Genomic DNA, 16,259 nt, shown 5'->3' with positions numbered 1-16,259 from the left:
GCTGTAAAGCAAAGAAATACGTTATTCAGCTAAATTTTTTAACTCCTGTATGGGGGAAAACATGGTTGCATTAGATAAAGATTTGCAATCCAGACAACTGGCTCGTGAGCTAGTTCGCAACGCGAAAAATGCACAACTTGTTTATGCTAAATTTTCGCAGGAAAAAATCGACAGTATTGTAAAACACATTGCATTTGAAGCGGCTCGTCACGCAGAAGAGCTGGCAAAAATGGCAAACGAAGAGACAGGCTTTGGTAAGTGGGAAGACAAAGTTCTGAAAAATACCTTCGCGTCATTGCGTGTGTATGAACATATGAAAGACATGAAGACCGTTGGCATTATCAATGACGATAAAGTGAAAAAAGTCATGGATGTTGGCGTGCCTTTAGGTGTTATCACGGCGTTAGTCCCTTCAACTAACCCAACATCAACCATTATCTATAAAACCCTAATTGCACTGAAAGCGGGTAATGCGATTATTTTCTCTCCGCATCCAAATGCAAAACAGTGCAGTTTCCGTGCGTTAGAAATTGTTAAAAAAGCGGCATTAGAAGCGGGTGCACCAGCAGGTATTGTCGATGGTGTGACATTACTGACACTGGAAGCAACAAAAGAATTAATGCACAGCAAAGATGTGTCATTAATTTTAGCGACGGGTGGTGAAGGTATGGTGCGTGCCGCTTATGCATCAGGTACGCCAACCATCAGTGGGGGCCCAGGTAATGGTCCTGCTTTTATCGAACGCAGTGCCGATATCAAAAAAGCAGTGAGTGATATCATCACCAGTAAAACATTCGACAATGGGGTTATCTGTGCATCAGAGCAATCCATTATCGTTGAGCGTTGCATTTATAACGAAGTTCACCGCGAGCTGTTAGCGCAAGGTGCTTACTTTATGAATGACGAAGAAGCAACTAAAGTGGCTTCAATGTTGCTGCGTGCTAACGGCACAATTAACCCAGCCGTCGTGGGTAAAGATGCGATTTATTTAAGTCAGCGTGCAGGTTTTAGTGTACCAGCAAATACGCGTGTATTAATCGCATTACAAGATACCGTTTCACCTAAAAATCCGTATTCACGCGAAAAATTATGCCCAATCTTAGGAATGTATATCGAAGAAGATTGGAAATCAGCGTGCGATCGCGTGGTGCAATTACTGACTAATGAAGGTTTAGGTCATACCTTAGTTATTCATACCAAAAATGAAGATGTTATTCGTCAGTTCTCTCTAGAAAAACCGGTCAACCGTATTCTGATTAATACCCCTGCGGCATTAGGCGGCATCGGTGCAACTACTAATATTACTCCAGCGTTAACCTTAGGCTGTGGGGCTGTAGGTGGCGGTTCTAGCTCTGACAATGTCGGCCCAATGAACTTACTGAATATTCGTAAAGTAGGTTATGGCGTGCGTACCGTCGAAGAGTTAAAACAACCTTGTCCTTTAGCACAAGAAGCTGCTCAACCTGCTGTTTCTGCTTGCTCTGTTTCCAGTGCAAATCACCAGACCAGCATTCTTGATGATGACCGTTTTCGTTCACCTTCTTTAACCCCTGTTCATGCTGAATGTGCTACGGCACAACGTCAAACTCAAGGTGATGATCGCTTTGGTGCATCTCCTTATGCAACAACGGTAAGTGCTTGCGCGCAACAAGTGATTGAACAAGGTGATATTACTGAAGAAAACGTGGAACGCATTATCAAGGAAGTTCTCGGACGTCTGAGTAAATAACTCATTGATATAAGGCGATATAAACCATGATCCTCGCAAAGGTAATCGGACACGTAGTAGCGACACAAAAAAGCCCAGAACTTAAAGGTAGCAATTTATTAATGATTGCCACTTTAGATGATGAGCTTAATCCACTGAAAAACAAAACCTATGTTGCAGTGGACAGTGTAGGTGCAGGTATCAACGACATTGTGTTGGCTGAAGAATACTTTGCACTGAACAAAGAACGTTACAAAGCGATGTCAGTGGTTGCCATTGTTGAGAAGGTTTATCGGGACAGTAAGGAGTAATAACGACATGAGTGAGTTTCTGATAAAACCCAAAATTCAGTTTGGCACCAATGCACTGAATTTTCTCTCTGGGTTAACTGCCCGCCGCGCATTTGTGGTGACAGATAAAGCAATGGTGAAGTTTGGCTTTGCAAATAAAGTTACCGATAAATTATTGCAACGGGGTATCGAGTTCCAAGTTTACGATGATGTTGCGTCAGATCCTGATATTTCAGCCATTGTGAGTGGTATGAAAATCATGGATGCCCATTATCCAGATTTGGTTATCGCACTCGGTGGTGGGTCGGTGATTGATGCCGCGAAAGCCGTTATGTACTCCCTCTGGCATACCCGTAAAGAGAGCAACAGAACAAAACCACAATTTATTGCGATCCCTACCACCAGTGGTACAGGTTCGGAAGTGACCTCTTTTTCAGTGATCAAATCACGCAGTGAAAAATTGGTCTTGGTTGATGAGTTTATGTTGCCTGATGTCGCCATTCTCGATCCTGAGTTGGTGAAGTCTGTACCGCCAGCAATTACTGCTGATACGGGAATGGATGTGCTTTGCCATGCGCTAGAAGCGTATGTTTCTAAAGCTGCTTCTGATTTTTCTGATGCAATGGCAGAGAAAGCCGTCAAGTTAGTGTTTGGTCATCTTATTGATTGCCATCATCAAGGCGACAACTTATTTGCTCGTGAAAAAATGCACAACGCATCTTGCATTGCGGGGATGGCATTTACTAACGCTTCGCTGGGTATTACACACAGTCTTGCTCACGCATTAGGCGGTGTCTTCCACGTTCCTCACGGTCGAGCTAATGCGTTATTGATGACGCATGTTATTGCTTTTAATGCGAATTTTCATGGCGATTGCAATAGCGAAGCAGCAAAACGTTACGCCTATCTTGCTCAAAGCCTAGGACTTCCGGCTAATACGGTAAGAGAAGGGGTCACCAGTTTAATCGTCGCTATTAATGTATTGAAAGATGAAATGGGTATGCCGAAGAGTATTCGCGATACCGGTGTCAGTGAAGCGGACTTTTATGCCCGTTTAACGGAAATGGTCGGACAGGCTTTACGAGATAGCTGTACGCCGACAAATCCGCGTGACGTAAACACACACCAATTAGAAACATTGTATCGTCAGGCATTTGCCGGTGTATCACACAGTTAATGCTCAACCGAATTAATACCGATTAGGTCAAGTAAAGAACATCAGGAGAGCCTCACATGGCCAAATATTCTTTGACGCCACGCGTAAAAATGCTGGCAGAACGTTTAGTTTCACGTAATAGCTCCATCAGCACAGAGCGTGCAACCATTTTTGACTCATTAGACAACAGCATTGCAGGTGTGCCTCAAGCGATAAAACCTGCGCAACGTTTTTATGAGTTTATCCGCCATTTTCCAAGCTACATTGCACAAGATGAACTGATTATCGGTAGCCAGTCATCAACACCACGTGGCGCGATTTTCCACACTGAAGAAGAAGTGCGTAGCGACTCTATTTACCGTTTCTTAAGTATTAACAATAGCATTGCATCACCAGATTACATGCTGGTGGTAAACCAAGGTTTCTTAGCAATCAAAGCACAGCTTGAAGACAGAATTAGAAGCATTGGCAGTGCCGTAAATCGTAGCAGTATGGATGAAGCTAATTACTGTAAATCAGCGATTTATGCATGTGATGCAGCACTATATTTTGCACAAATTCTATCTGCAAAAGCAGAAAATTTAGCCGCAATGGAAGGTAATCCATACCGTAAAGCTGAATTATTAGATAGCGCAGCAATATTACGTAAAGTCCCTGCAAAACCCGCAGAAACTTTTAAAGAAGCGGTTCAAGTATTCTATTTGCTGCAATTAGTCTTACATCTGGAAAATGGTAGCTATGCCATTAATCCAATGGGATTTGATAAAGCAATTTATCCATTCTATCAACGTGATATAGACCAAGGTCGTTTAACACAAGCACAAGCGTATGAAATTATTGAAAGTGTATGGCTGAAATTAGCAGAGCTTTCCGAAGTACGTGCGACCAAAGAAATTGATGGTTATCCAATGTTTGATGCAATGACGCAAGGTGTTGATATCAACGATCCACGTGTCAGTATTAACGAACTGTCAGAGATGCTGTTATCAGCTCGCGCTAATCTGTCAACCTTACACAGTTCACTGCAAGTACGTTTATATAATGGTCGTGCGAATTCACAGCCTCAATACGCTGCACCTTCTGCAAACTTTGTTGCACCTAGTGTGGATGCTGGCGAATTCAAAGTAATGGAAGGTTTAACACCTCGATTACAACGTTTACGTAATCGCTATTTAGAAGCACGTCCAAGTGTCTCCATTTATAGAGCATTAGCATTTACTGAAATTGTCCGTAATAACCCAGGGTTACCACCCATTTTACTGCGCGCTAAAGCATTCCGTCGTGCATGTGAAACCGCACCTATCTTAATTCAAGATGAAGAGCTAATTGTTGGACATCCTTGTGGAAAACCGCGTGCTGGCGCTTTCTCTCCTGATATTGCATGGCGTTGGGTTCGTGATGAACTCGATACTATGAGCACGCGTCCACAAGATCCATTCCAAATTTCAGAAGAAGACAAAAAAGTTATTCGTGAAGAGATTGTTCCATTTTGGGAAGGGCGCTCTTTAGATGAGATCTGTGAAGCTCAATATCGCGAAGCGGGAGTGTGGGAATTTAGTGGTGAAACCTTTGTCAGTGATCTTTCTTATCACCAAATCAATGGTGGTGGCGATACTTGCCCAGGTTATGACGTTCTGTTATTCACCAAAGGTATGAACGGTATTAAAGCTGATGCGCAAGCTAAATTAGCTGAATTAAGTATGGAAAATCCTGCTGATATCGATCGTATTTACTTCTATAAAGCGTCGATTGAAAGCTGTGAAGGTGTGATTGCTTACGCTCACCGCATTGCAGAGCATGCGCGTGAATTAGCATCAAAAGAGAGCAATCCTCAACGTCGTGAAGAGTTACTGACGATTGCTCAAGTCAACGAAAACGTACCAGCTAACCCGCCTAAAACACTGCAAGAAGCACTGCAAAGTATCTGGACAGTTGAGTCACTGTTTGAAGTTGAAGAGAACCAAACGGGTCTTTCTTTAGGTCGTTTAGATCAATATTGCTTCCCAATGTATGAAAACGACATCAAATCAGGCCGTTTAACGCGTGAACAAGCACTGGAAATGATGCAAGCCTTTATCATCAAATGTGCTGAGTTAATGTGGATGTCGAGTGAGTTAGGTGCGAAATATTTCGCAGGTTATCAGCCATTTATCAACTTAACCATTGGCGGACAAAAACGCTCTGGTGGCGATGCATGTAACGACTTAACTTACTTAATTATGGATGCTGTGCGCTTTGTGAAAGTGTATCAACCTTCACTTGCATGTCGTATTCATAACCAATCTCCACAGCAATATATGGAAAAAATTGTTGATGTGGTGAAAGCGGGTATGGGCTTCCCTGCATGTCACTTCGATGATTCTCATATCAAGATGATGTTGCGTAAAGGCTTCGATTTTGAAGATGCGCGTGACTACTGCTTGATGGGTTGTGTTGAACCACAAAAATCAGGCCGTATTTATCAATGGACATCAACGGGTTACACCCAATGGCCTATTGCGATTGAGTTTGTATTAAACCGCGGTCGTATGGTGTTGTTTGATAGCTATCAAGGTCTAGATACAGGTGATTTACGTGACCTGCGTACTTATGAAGATTTTGATCGCGCTGTAAAAGAACAAGTGGCACATATCATTCGTTTATCTGCAATTGGTACGGTGATCAGCCAACGTGTTCACCGCGATGTTGCACCGAAACCATTAATGTCTCTATTGGTTGAAGGCTGTATGGAGCAAGGTAAAGACGTGACCGCAGGTGGTGCAATGGTTAACCATGGTCCAGGTCTGATCTTCTCCGGTTTAGCGACTTATGTTGACTCAATGGCTGCTATTCGTAAGTTAGTTTATGAAGATAAAAAATACACCTTAGAACAAATTCGTGACGGTCTATTAGCCAATTTTGAAGGTCATGATGAGCTTTTACGTGACTGCTTAAATGCACCGAAATTTGGTAACGATGACGATGTTGTTGACCAATATGCATTAGATATTACGGAATGGACTGAGCGTGAATGTCGTAAATATAAGATGCTCTACTCCACATTCAGTCATGGCACGCTATCTATCTCTAATAATACGCCAATTGGCGAGTTAACCGCGGCTACACCAAATGGTCGTTTGGCATGGAAACCATTATCAGATGGGATCAGTCCAACGCAAGGCGCGGATAAACATGGCCCAACAGCGATTATTAAATCAATCAGTAAAATGAATGTTGAAACCATGAATATTGGTATGGTTCATAACTTCAAATTCCTGAAGGGATTGTTAGATACCAATGAAGGTCGTCAAGGTTTAATTACCTTATTAAGAACGGCTTCCATTTTGGGTAACGGCCAGATGCAATTTAGCTATGTTGATAATGAAGTACTGAAAAAAGCGCAATTAGAGCCTGAAAAATACCGTGACTTAATTGTCCGTGTTGCTGGCTACAGTGCTTACTTCGTTGAATTATGTAAAGAAGTTCAGGATGAAATTATCAGTCGTACTGTGATTGAGAAATTCTAATCATAGCCATAGGGATGGCGCAGGCTATCCCTTTTAATCGACAAGATAAGATTTAAATTTATCGAACAGGGATGTTTGATGCAGATTTGGAGGCGTAAAGATGGAGACGGCGGCAGAAACAAGAGGTCGGATATTTAATATCCAGAAATACTCTATTTATGACGGTGATGGTATTCGTACTCTCGTTTTCTTAAAAGGCTGTAATATCCGCTGCCCTTGGTGTTCCAATCCAGAAGGTCTCAGCAGTGAATTTCAAGTGATGTACTCTCACGACAAATGTGTAGATTGCGGTAAATGTGTTGATGTTTGTCCTGCGGGTGTGCATTACATGACAACCAATGAAAATGGTAAGCAAGTTCACCGTGTTGATCGTGGCGTCGATTGTATCGGTTGTCGTAAATGTGAAGAGGTCTGTATCTCTGATGCGCTTGATATTATGGGAAAAGATGTTTCTGTCTCTGAGTTAATGAAAATCATCATGCAAGATTATGACTTTTACATCTCTTCTGGGGGTGGTGTCACAATCGGTGGCGGTGAAATGAGTTTACAAACTGATTTCGCGGTTGCGCTTTTACGAGAATGTAAAAAGATGATGATCAATACCGCTGTGGAGACTCAAGCGACCACTAACGTGGCGAATTATGAAAAATTAGCGGAAGTCGTTGATCAATTTCTGATTGATATTAAACACATTGATACTGCTCAGCATAAAGCGTTGTTTGGCATTGGTAATGAGAATGTCCGCCGTAATCTAGAGCGTTTAATGGATCTCGGTGCCAATGTGGTTATTCGTATGCCTTTAGTGCGAGGTTATAACGATTCTTATGATGCGATCACTGGTGCGATTAACTACGCCATGGAGCTCTCAAAACGCGGTAATCTTCAGCGCATCGATATTCTTCCTTATCACCAATTTGGACGTAATAAGTACGAAAAATTGGAGATGATCTATCCAATAAAAGTCGATCCAAGTTATACGCCAGAAGAGCTAGATAGCTTAGAAGCCTTCTTTAAGAAATTTGATTTCGATATCCGTCTTGTCCGTCATTAAGTAGGAGAGAAAGATGAACAGTTTAGGTGTGATTGAAACACGAGGATTAACCGCAGCCATTCAGGCGGCAGATGCGGCTTGTAAAGCGGCAAACGTGGAAATTATTGGATACCGAAAAGTAGGCTCTGGGTTGGTATCAATCTGTTTTCAAGGCGAGATCAGTGCAGTAAGAACGGCGGTTGATCATGGTGTTGATGTGGTTAGCCAAAAAGAGCTGGTTATTGGCTCGTTGGTTATTGCAAGACCAGAGCCAAGCGTTATTACTAAATTACTGACAATAAAAAGTAAGAAAAAATCGCCCGCTATTGCTGAAAAAGTGCAAGAAACCGCACTTGAAGCAGTCGTTGAAGACCCTGTTAAAAACGACGTTGAGAAGCTAGAGGCTGCAAAAGCTGTTGCAGATTTACAGGCTCAAAATATTGCCGCTGAAACTAAAGCTACGACAGACAAAGTACAAAGCAGTAAGAAAGAGATCAAACCAGAAGGCCGTAAAGGTAAAAAATAATGATTAATCAACAACTCATGGGAAAAATCCTCTCTCGTTTGCCTGTTCACGGCGTGATGTCGGGAGAGACGCAAGGAATGGCAATCCCTGTTGGTATTTCTAATCGACATGTGCATCTTTCACAACAAGATGTTGAAGCATTATTTGGCAAAGGTTATCAACTCACTCCGTTTAAAGATCTGAAACAACCGGGTCAGTTTGCAGCAAAAGAGTGTGTGATTGTTGTGGGATCTAAAGGTTCGATCAGTAAAGTTCGTGTTTTAGGGCCAGTTCGTCCACAAAGCCAATTAGAAATTTCAAAAGCTGACTGTTTTGCATTAGGTATAAAAGCACCAGTACGTGAATCGGGTGATTTAGTTGGTTCTGGCAATGCTGTTTTAATGGGGCCTGCGGGTCATGTGGAATTAAAAGAACAAGTCATTTGCGCACAACGCCATATTCATATGAGTGAAATTGATGCCAGAATGTTAAACGTTACGAATGGTCAAAAGGTACATGTAAAAACAGAAGGTGAGCGTAGCCTGATTTTTGATGAAGTCGTTGTTCGTGTCAGTGAGAAGTTTTCTTTAGAATTTCATATAGATACTGATGAGGCCAATGCGGCAGGGCTTCGTAACAACGATAGCGTATTTATTGTCAGTTAAGACAATGAGGTGACGTAATGGACCATCTGTTAATTGAAAGGATAGTGGCTGAAATAGAAAAAAGAATGAAAAAGTCGGTGTTGTTAGCACTTACACCTGCACCGGGATACCAAGATGAAATCTGTCAGCGTATCAACACATTTTCTCATGTTCGATTTTCTCTTTTTGTCACAGCACAGGCACAAGTCAGTCATGATTTGTCGAAATGGCGTCATCTAGGAGAAATGTATAACGCGGGTGAGTTTGATATTAATACGTTATCTTCTTATCACGCTTTATTCATTCCTTATTTCGATAAAAAGCTGGTGGGAGAGATTATTAATGGTCTATTTATCAGTGAAGAAGGGAAATTAATTCATTCTGCGCTTGCTAAAAATATTCCTATTATAGCATTACCTTATTTTTGCCAACCAGAAAGTGAATTAAATGAGATTTTAGGTTTAAATAAAAATAAAGAATACAACCTGCTTATTCAGGAAAATATTAGCCGATTAAAATCAATGGGGATTATGTTTCATTCTATAAATAATGTTGAAGCTAATTTAATAAACCATGATATTAACCATCAAGCTAAACCTGAACATAAACCTGAAATTAAACAAGAGAATAATAATCGCTATATTACTTTAAATGAAGTAATGAATAATCCTGGAGAATATCATTTATCGCAAGATAAATTGACGGATTCTGCTATTGAATATTTAAAAAGCTTAAAAAATTAATATTAAACTATATCTGATAACTCAGGAGTCTTATTATGTCCCCAAAAGCAAAATCATGGCTTTGGATGTTGGCGGTTATTATTTCAGAAACCTCAGCAACCTCTACCTTAAAAATGTTTGATAATAGTGAGGGTACCACTAAAACATTATTATTAGGCTTAATTGTTGTTCTTTATGTTATTTGTTATTACTCATTATCGCGTGCAGTAAAAAATATTCCGGTTGGTTTGGCTTACGCAACATGGTCTGGTACAGGCATATTAGTTGTATCAACATTAGGTATGGCATTTTATGGCCAACATCCTGATACTGCGGCCATAATCGGTATGGCTGTTATTGCCAGTGGTATTGTGATTATGAATCTCTTCTCGAAAATGGGTTCTGAAGAAGAGGAAGAAGAAACAACTGAAACCTCTAATATTAAACAAACTGCATCGCCAGTTAATAAATAAGTCTATTTCTTGATAAATATTTTTTAATAAATCTATTTTTAATAATAGTTATTTTATTAAAACAAATAAGGATAACAATTATGTTTACCGGATTCTTATGGCTGGCGCTGTCTATTGGTTCTGAAATCACTGGTACGTCAATGATTAAAAAAACCAACGGTTTTAGTAAATTAGCCCCTTCTGTTTTAGTTATTGCTGCTTACTGTATTTGTTATTTCGCCTTAACACGCGCAATGGGATATATCCCTGTTGGTGTTGCTTATTCACTATGGTGTGGATTTGGTATTGTCGGTGTGACCTTAGTGGCGATGATTTTATATAAGCAAAAACCAGATTTACCAGCCATATTCTCTATGGCATTGATTATCTCTGGCGGGATAATTATGAATACATTCTCTACTATGTAAGATAATCATATGAGTTAGATACTTATTTTTCCTTTTAAATTGAAATGCCGATATGTTTTTCAACAGTATCGGCATTTTATAATTGAATGTTTTCTCTTTCTTAAAATGAACATTAGTTAGAAAAGATGTTTTTTCTATATTTAAAATTTTTAATAAGGATAAAATTTGGCGGTTTTTTATTTAAATGTAATTTATAAAAAGGTCAAATATGTTTTCAATATTTAAATTTTTTAGCCGTCCAAATCTTGATAAAATAAATAGAGATTTAGAAACGAAGTATGTTAAAAAAGAGAATACTTCTCATAATAGTATTAGTCATATTAATAATACCAGTCAAAAATTGCATACACCTGTTCCAGAAAAAAGAACGATGACCGAGGGAGTTTCTCAATTACATAATACGACTAAAACTCAACAAATATATAATCAATTAAGTCGTGATGATAGTCCGCCAGCCTTACCACCTAAGAACGTTAAAGTGAATAGTCCGCCAGAATTACCACTTAGAAAATTAAAAAATATTTCACTACATTTGAATACACAAGTACCTATTCAGACAAAATCATACAGTATTTTAGAACCTACAGCTTATGTTTTTGATGAGAATGGTAATAAGAGTAGAGCTAATGTTTCGGATTTTTTAGCGGCTGTAAACAGTAAACTAAACAGTAAACTAAAAAGTGACACCTTAGGTATAGTGGATATTTTAAATACGAGTGAGACATTATTTAATAATTTAATTTCAAATAAGTATTTATCTTATCGATATGAAAAAATAGATAATTCTAAGTTTGAAATGAATTTATGTAATGAAAACCTATTAAAATATAATAATGAAAAACTACCGGCTAATATAATTAGCGGTACTCAAGATAACGCTTTAAGGGTTGCCTCGCAATATCCTAAAAGTGATGGAAAAAACATGGGGAATTATTTAAACTCTCTGATACAAAATAAAATTGACACTGTTTATATTCTCGCATCAGATGATGATATTAAATATAAAGTTAATAATGTAAAATATTTCAAAAATAACAGAAGTTATAATGATGTAAATGTAAAAGAGCACCCCTCTAAGGAGAATAAATTTGTTAAAAATAAAGACTATATATTGAACTATAATATTTATCCCAAGGTCGTAACCTCCCCGCAGGGAACTCAAGAAATAAATTTTGTTCATATTCCTAATTGGAAAGATCATACCGAAGTAGATGCAACTAAATTAAAAATGGCACTTTGTTCTATACAAAAAACAATAGGTTTATCTGCTAATTCAAATAGTTTAGTTCACTGCCTTGGTGGTATTGGAAGAACGATGGAAATGCTTCTCGTTGAAAGAATGATGAATATGTCACCTGATGAAAAACACAAAACAAGTTTAGAAGAAATGGTGCATGAGGTGAGAGAAAAAAGAACACCATTAGCATTGTATGAAATTAGACAACTTGCAGAATTAACAGTATTTGCTTTAGCAAACCGTATTCCATTATTAAAAAATAATTCCCATTAATAAATAAAATCCCCATTGCATTCACAATGGGGATTAGCTTTATGACATTACTGTTTATTATTTTTTAGTTTTACTGCTCACTGACTTGCAGCAACTGTTTTTGACGCTCAGTTTGAGCGCTGATTTGATGGTTTCGCGCCAAGAAACTATACATCGTTGGTAATACAAATAGCGTGAACAGGGTGCCGACTAACATGCCCGACACAATAATCAGCCCTAATCCATAGCGACTATTCGCTCCAGCACCACTGGCAAATAAAAGTGGAATGAGCCCAATAACCATTGCCGCCGTGGTCATTAATACAGGACGTAAGCGGATTTTTGCTGCTTCAATAATGGCATCTCGACGGTTTAGATTTTTATGAACTTGTAATTCATTAGCAAATTCCACCATTAAAATTCCATGCTTACTGATAAGCCCTATTAGTGTGACTAAACCAATTTGAGTGTAGATATTTAGTGTCACCATCCCTAAAGCGAGAGGGACTAATGCGCCGCAAATTGATAGCGGTACAGTAACTAAGATAATCAAAGGATCGACCAAGCTTTCATATTGCGCAGCTAACACTAAGTAAATAATAATAAGTGCTGCAATAAAGGCAAAGACTAGTGTATTTCCTTCTTGGGTAAATTGGCGAGAATCAGATTGCCAATCATGACTAAAACCTGCGGGTAATGAATCTGCCACCGTTTCAAGAAAAGCGACCGCTTGTCCCATCGTGACGCCGGGGGCGGGGATCGCTTGGAAAATAGCTGCGTTTTGTTGATTAAACTGTGTCAGTTTATTCGGTTCAACTTGAGTCGTAATATTCACAACGGTTGATAATGGAATTAACACATTATCTTGAGTACGAATATAGTGCCCTGCAAGTGCTGCTGGCGTTAAGCGTTGATGGCGTACACTTTGTGGGATCACATCATAAGAGCGACCATCCATACCAAAGCGATTGATATAGTGTTCACCCACTAATAGTGAAAGTGATTCACCAATATCTTGCATACGAATGCCTAAACTATTGGCTTTAGCTCTGTCTATGGCAACTTGAACAACGGGATTGTTGTAATCTAAATCGCTATCCACCACGACAAACAAACCGCTTTCTCTTGCTTGCTGTTTGATTTGTTCCATTGTTTCAAACAAAACGGGATAACCTAATGGGCTACGTAACACCATTTGTACAGGCAATCCACCCACTGAGCCGGGTAGAGAAGCTAATTGGAAAGCAAAAATACTGGTACCTTCCACATTATTGACGCGATTTTGCAAATCAGCTTGGATTTGATCTGCATTGCGATCACGTAAATCCCAACCATCAAAGTTAATACCACCAAAGCTGGCTGAAGGCCCATCTGTACCGTTAATTATCCAAGTGCTGTCTGTTTCAGGCAGACTCATATAAATTTCATCAAGCTTTTGATTAAATCGTTCAGCATAGGCAAGATTTGCATGTTGTGGTGCTTTTACCGCGGTTAAAACGCTCGCCTGATCTTCTGAAGGCGCTAGCTCTTGTTTTGTCTGGCTATATAAAAACGGCAAGCTGACAAATACAGCTAAGGCGAAAATAACAGTTAACCAGCGATTAGCTAACGAAAAATTGAGTATGTAACCATAATGATGAGCTAATTTATCAAAGACATACTCGGCTATTTTAGCCATTTTGCCTTCATTTTCTTTTGGTTTTAGCATTAATGAGCTCATCACGGGGGATAGTGTTAATGCCACAATACCGGATACAATCACACTACCTGCCAGTGTTATGGCAAATTCTTTAAATAATGCGCCCGTTAATCCAGCCATTAAACCAATCGGAGCATAAACAGCCGCTAGCGTTATGGTCATTGCAATAACAGGGCCGGCTACTTCTCTTGCCCCCACTAAAGCGGCTTGAACAGGTGATAATCCCTCTTCAATATGGCGATGAACATTTTCAACAACCACTATCGCGTCATCTACCACAAGTCCAATGGCTAAAACCATTGCCAGCAAAGTGAGCAAATTGATACTAAAACCAAAGGCAAGCATTAATCCGGCAGCACCTAACATTGATAACGGAATGGCAAGTACAGGAATAAGAACAGAACGGAACGATCCCAAACAGAGATAAATAACCGCGATAACGATTAAAATCGCTTCAATTAAGGTTTGTACTACTTGATTAATAGAGGCTTTGATAAAACGTGAAGTTTCAAATGCCAGTTCTACATCGACGCTCGGCGGTAAGGTTTTTTGAATATCAACAAGATGTTCGCGAATGCCATCAACAATCACTAACGGATTACCTGTTGGTGTCGGGAATAAACCCAAAAATACCGCTTTTTTACCATTCATAATACCGCTAGTTTCAGTGGCCGCAGCACCTAGCTCGACGGTACCAATATCACGTAAGCGGACAAGATTATTACCATCATTAATGATAACCATGTCTTTAAATTCTTCGACATTAGTGAGATCAGTATTGACATAAACGTTGGCAATGACAAACTCGCCTTCTACTTTACCGGGTGCTGCTTGATAGTTATTACGGCGAACAGCCTCTGCCACATCGCTCGCTGTTAAGTTGCGACCAGCCAGTTTATCTGCATCTAACCATAAGCGCATGGCCAATTGTTGACCACCAAATACTTGCACTTTAGCAACACCATTAATGGATGAGAACATCGGTTCAACAACGCGAGAAAGGTAGTCTGTGAGTTCAGGAATAGAAAGCTGTTCACTTGAGAACCCCACATAAGCTACGGCTGTAGACTCTCCTGATGAAAGCTCGATTACCGGATCATAAGCTTGTTCTGGCAACTTATAACGAACTTGATTTACCTTAGCCATTACTTGCGTCAAGGCTTGAGTAGGGTCGCGGTTTAATTCCATTCTGACGGTAACTAAGCTTTTACCTTGTACTGAAGATGAAGAAATATAATCAACTCCCTCAACAGAGGAAACCGCTTGTGTAATTGGCTGAGTTACAAATCCCTGCATCAACTCAGACGATGCACCAGGATAATCTGTTGCGATCGTAATCGTTGAGTTTTGTAACATAGGGTATTGGCGAACGGGTAGCTTACTGAATGCAAATGCACCCAGTAACAAGATCAATGTGCTAACAACTAATGCCAAAACAGGTCGCCGAACAAAAATATCGGTAAACTTCATTATTAACTCCCGTTATGGTTTTGTTGTCGCAGATTGAGCTAGCGCTAATGTATCTTGCTCAATAGGTTCAATTGAGATGCCATCACTTAATTTAATTTGGCCAGATGAGACAATTTGATCACCAAGGGTTAAGCCTTCTTTTATCTCAATCATGCCGTTGTAGCGCAATCCAACTTTCACAGAGACACGCTTAGCGATAAGGTTTTTTTGATTGTCAGATTGCGCTACAAACACGGTATCTCCATAGGCAGTATAAGTAACTGCCGTTTCTGGTACGGTTAATACCATAGGACTATCTGGAGAAGTAACTTGCACACGAGCAAACATGCCCGCTTTTAATTTGTTATCGGTATTAGGTAAAACAGCTTGTACTTGTACGGTGCGAGATGGACCAATAAGAGGATCGACGGCATTAATAGAGCCTGTAAATACCATCTCTGGATAAGCATCGACCTCGATATTGATGGGCTGTTTTGCGGAAATTTTGGGAGCAGCTTGTTCATCAAGTGAGAAATTGAGTTTTAAATGACTCGCATCGACTAAAGATGCAATACGTTCACCCGCATTGAGGTACTGTCCTTCATGAACAAGTTTTATCCCGACAATGCCATCAAAAGGCGCTTTTATTGCTTTCTGTGCAATTCGCGCTTTTACTTCACGAATGGATGCGGCAATCATATCGCGCTCAGATAATGTACTGTCTAATTGTGCAGCTGCTGCGACATTTTTACTATAAAGCTGTTTTGTACGGGAGTAGAGTTTATCCGCGTTAGTTAATTGTGCTTGTAAACGCAATAATTCCGCTTGTTCAGGCTCATCATTTAATTTAGCTAAAACTTGACCTGCTTTAACAGTTTGCCCTGACTCAAAATTAATCACAGCAATTCGACCATTGGTTTCAGCGGCTAAGTAGACTTGGCGCGCGGCTTCTAGTTCACCAACTCCTTGCATATTGTTTGGTAATTTTGATGATTGTACAGTTGCTAATGCCACTTTAGTGGGTGGATAAGCGAATTGCTGAGATGCATCTTCATCAGATGATGTTGTTGCATAAACCATTGCACCAGCACTGATTAAAAAGAGTGAGGCACATACCGTGAGAGTGAGTTTTTTATTCATACTATTGTTGTTTCCATAGTGATTATTTTTATATTTTTTAT

At 39.8% G+C, this 16,259-nt stretch carries 13 protein-coding genes; 11 read left to right on the top strand and 2 right to left on the bottom strand.

All coding sequences use genetic code 11. From position 1 onward, the window contains the following. The first annotated feature begins 61 nt into the window (after positions 1 to 61). From H1225_RS13840 to H1225_RS13790, 11 genes are all read left to right on the top strand, one after another. Positions 62 to 1,729, top strand: a complete 1,668-nt coding sequence (locus tag H1225_RS13840; protein ID WP_072069146.1) for an acetaldehyde dehydrogenase (acetylating) — start codon at positions 62 to 64, stop codon at positions 1,727 to 1,729. Positions 1,730 to 1,755: 26 nt separating this feature from the next. Further along, entirely contained in the window at positions 1,756 to 2,019 is a 264-nt protein-coding gene (locus H1225_RS13835; RefSeq protein WP_072064466.1) for a EutN/CcmL family microcompartment protein, read from the top strand. A 7-nt stretch (positions 2,020 to 2,026) separates the two neighbouring features. After that, positions 2,027 to 3,175 carry a 1-propanol dehydrogenase PduQ gene (locus H1225_RS13830; protein ID WP_072064465.1) on the top strand — a complete coding sequence of 383 codons (1,149 nt, stop codon included), beginning with the start codon at positions 2,027 to 2,029 and terminating at the stop codon, positions 3,173 to 3,175. A gap of 56 nt (positions 3,176 to 3,231) precedes the next feature. Further along, positions 3,232 to 6,660 (top strand): choline trimethylamine-lyase, encoded by a 3,429-nt coding sequence (cutC, locus tag H1225_RS13825; protein ID WP_161706950.1) that lies wholly within the window; start codon positions 3,232 to 3,234, stop codon positions 6,658 to 6,660. A 100-nt stretch (positions 6,661 to 6,760) separates the two neighbouring features. Continuing rightward, the gene (gene cutD / locus H1225_RS13820) at positions 6,761 to 7,711 is read left to right on the top strand and encodes a choline TMA-lyase-activating enzyme (RefSeq protein ID WP_006536322.1); all 951 of its coding nucleotides are present in this window, start codon (positions 6,761 to 6,763) and stop codon (positions 7,709 to 7,711) included. 13 nt (positions 7,712 to 7,724) lie between these two features. Then, on the top strand, positions 7,725 to 8,216 hold the full coding sequence (locus H1225_RS13815; protein WP_109848150.1) for a BMC domain-containing protein: 492 nt from the start codon (positions 7,725 to 7,727) through the stop codon (positions 8,214 to 8,216). A 56-nt stretch (positions 8,217 to 8,272) separates the two neighbouring features. Continuing rightward, positions 8,273 to 8,860, top strand: coding sequence for a phosphate propanoyltransferase (locus tag H1225_RS13810; RefSeq protein WP_373273826.1), 588 nt, complete (start codon positions 8,273 to 8,275; stop codon positions 8,858 to 8,860). A gap of 17 nt (positions 8,861 to 8,877) precedes the next feature. Further along, positions 8,878 to 9,582, top strand: coding sequence for a hypothetical protein (locus H1225_RS13805; protein ID WP_109848151.1), 705 nt, complete (start codon positions 8,878 to 8,880; stop codon positions 9,580 to 9,582). Between the two features lie 35 nt (positions 9,583 to 9,617). Next, on the top strand, positions 9,618 to 10,034 hold the full coding sequence (locus H1225_RS13800; protein WP_006536318.1) for a DMT family transporter: 417 nt from the start codon (positions 9,618 to 9,620) through the stop codon (positions 10,032 to 10,034). 80 nt (positions 10,035 to 10,114) lie between these two features. After that, the gene (locus H1225_RS13795) at positions 10,115 to 10,441 is read left to right on the top strand and encodes a DMT family transporter (protein WP_004245856.1); all 327 of its coding nucleotides are present in this window, start codon (positions 10,115 to 10,117) and stop codon (positions 10,439 to 10,441) included. A gap of 208 nt (positions 10,442 to 10,649) precedes the next feature. Continuing rightward, positions 10,650 to 11,951 carry a protein-tyrosine phosphatase family protein gene (locus H1225_RS13790; protein ID WP_239739198.1) on the top strand — a complete coding sequence of 434 codons (1,302 nt, stop codon included), beginning with the start codon at positions 10,650 to 10,652 and terminating at the stop codon, positions 11,949 to 11,951. A 70-nt stretch (positions 11,952 to 12,021) separates the two neighbouring features. On the opposite strand, the gene H1225_RS13785 is transcribed toward H1225_RS13790, so the two are convergent. Together H1225_RS13785 and H1225_RS13780 are read right to left on the bottom strand one after the other, a co-directional pair. Beyond that, positions 12,022 to 15,099, bottom strand: a complete 3,078-nt coding sequence (locus H1225_RS13785; protein WP_239739197.1) for a MexW/MexI family multidrug efflux RND transporter permease subunit — start codon at positions 15,097 to 15,099, stop codon at positions 12,022 to 12,024. Between the two features lie 12 nt (positions 15,100 to 15,111). Beyond that, positions 15,112 to 16,218, bottom strand: coding sequence for an efflux RND transporter periplasmic adaptor subunit (locus H1225_RS13780; protein WP_109848155.1), 1,107 nt, complete (start codon positions 16,216 to 16,218; stop codon positions 15,112 to 15,114). Positions 16,219 to 16,259: the final 41 nt, after the last annotated feature.

It is taken from the genome of Proteus penneri, assembly GCF_022369495.1.
GTDB classification, from domain to species: Bacteria; Pseudomonadota; Gammaproteobacteria; order Enterobacterales; family Enterobacteriaceae; genus Proteus; species Proteus penneri.
This window is presented reverse-complemented; position numbering and strand designations above follow the sequence as displayed.

Excerpts from the sequence above, each read along its gene's own strand:
- H1225_RS13840 (WP_072069146.1), top strand. The coding sequence starts at position 62 with ATGGTTGCATTAGATAAAGATTTGCAATCCAGACAACTGGCTCGTGAG.
- H1225_RS13835 (WP_072064466.1), top strand. The coding sequence starts at position 1,756 with ATGATCCTCGCAAAGGTAATCGGACACGTAGTAGCGACACAAAAAAGC.
- H1225_RS13830 (WP_072064465.1), top strand. The coding sequence starts at position 2,027 with ATGAGTGAGTTTCTGATAAAACCCAAAATTCAGTTTGGCACCAATGCA.
- cutC (WP_161706950.1), top strand. The coding sequence starts at position 3,232 with ATGGCCAAATATTCTTTGACGCCACGCGTAAAAATGCTGGCAGAACGT.
- cutD (WP_006536322.1), top strand. The coding sequence starts at position 6,761 with ATGGAGACGGCGGCAGAAACAAGAGGTCGGATATTTAATATCCAGAAA.
- H1225_RS13815 (WP_109848150.1), top strand. The coding sequence starts at position 7,725 with ATGAACAGTTTAGGTGTGATTGAAACACGAGGATTAACCGCAGCCATT.
- H1225_RS13810 (WP_373273826.1), top strand. The coding sequence starts at position 8,273 with ATGTCGGGAGAGACGCAAGGAATGGCAATCCCTGTTGGTATTTCTAAT.
- H1225_RS13805 (WP_109848151.1), top strand. The coding sequence starts at position 8,878 with ATGGACCATCTGTTAATTGAAAGGATAGTGGCTGAAATAGAAAAAAGA.
- H1225_RS13800 (WP_006536318.1), top strand. The coding sequence starts at position 9,618 with ATGTCCCCAAAAGCAAAATCATGGCTTTGGATGTTGGCGGTTATTATT.
- H1225_RS13795 (WP_004245856.1), top strand. The coding sequence starts at position 10,115 with ATGTTTACCGGATTCTTATGGCTGGCGCTGTCTATTGGTTCTGAAATC.
- H1225_RS13790 (WP_239739198.1), top strand. The coding sequence starts at position 10,650 with ATGTTTTCAATATTTAAATTTTTTAGCCGTCCAAATCTTGATAAAATA.
- H1225_RS13785 (WP_239739197.1), bottom strand. The coding sequence starts at position 15,099 with ATGAAGTTTACCGATATTTTTGTTCGGCGACCTGTTTTGGCATTAGTT.
- H1225_RS13780 (WP_109848155.1), bottom strand. The coding sequence starts at position 16,218 with ATGAATAAAAAACTCACTCTCACGGTATGTGCCTCACTCTTTTTAATC.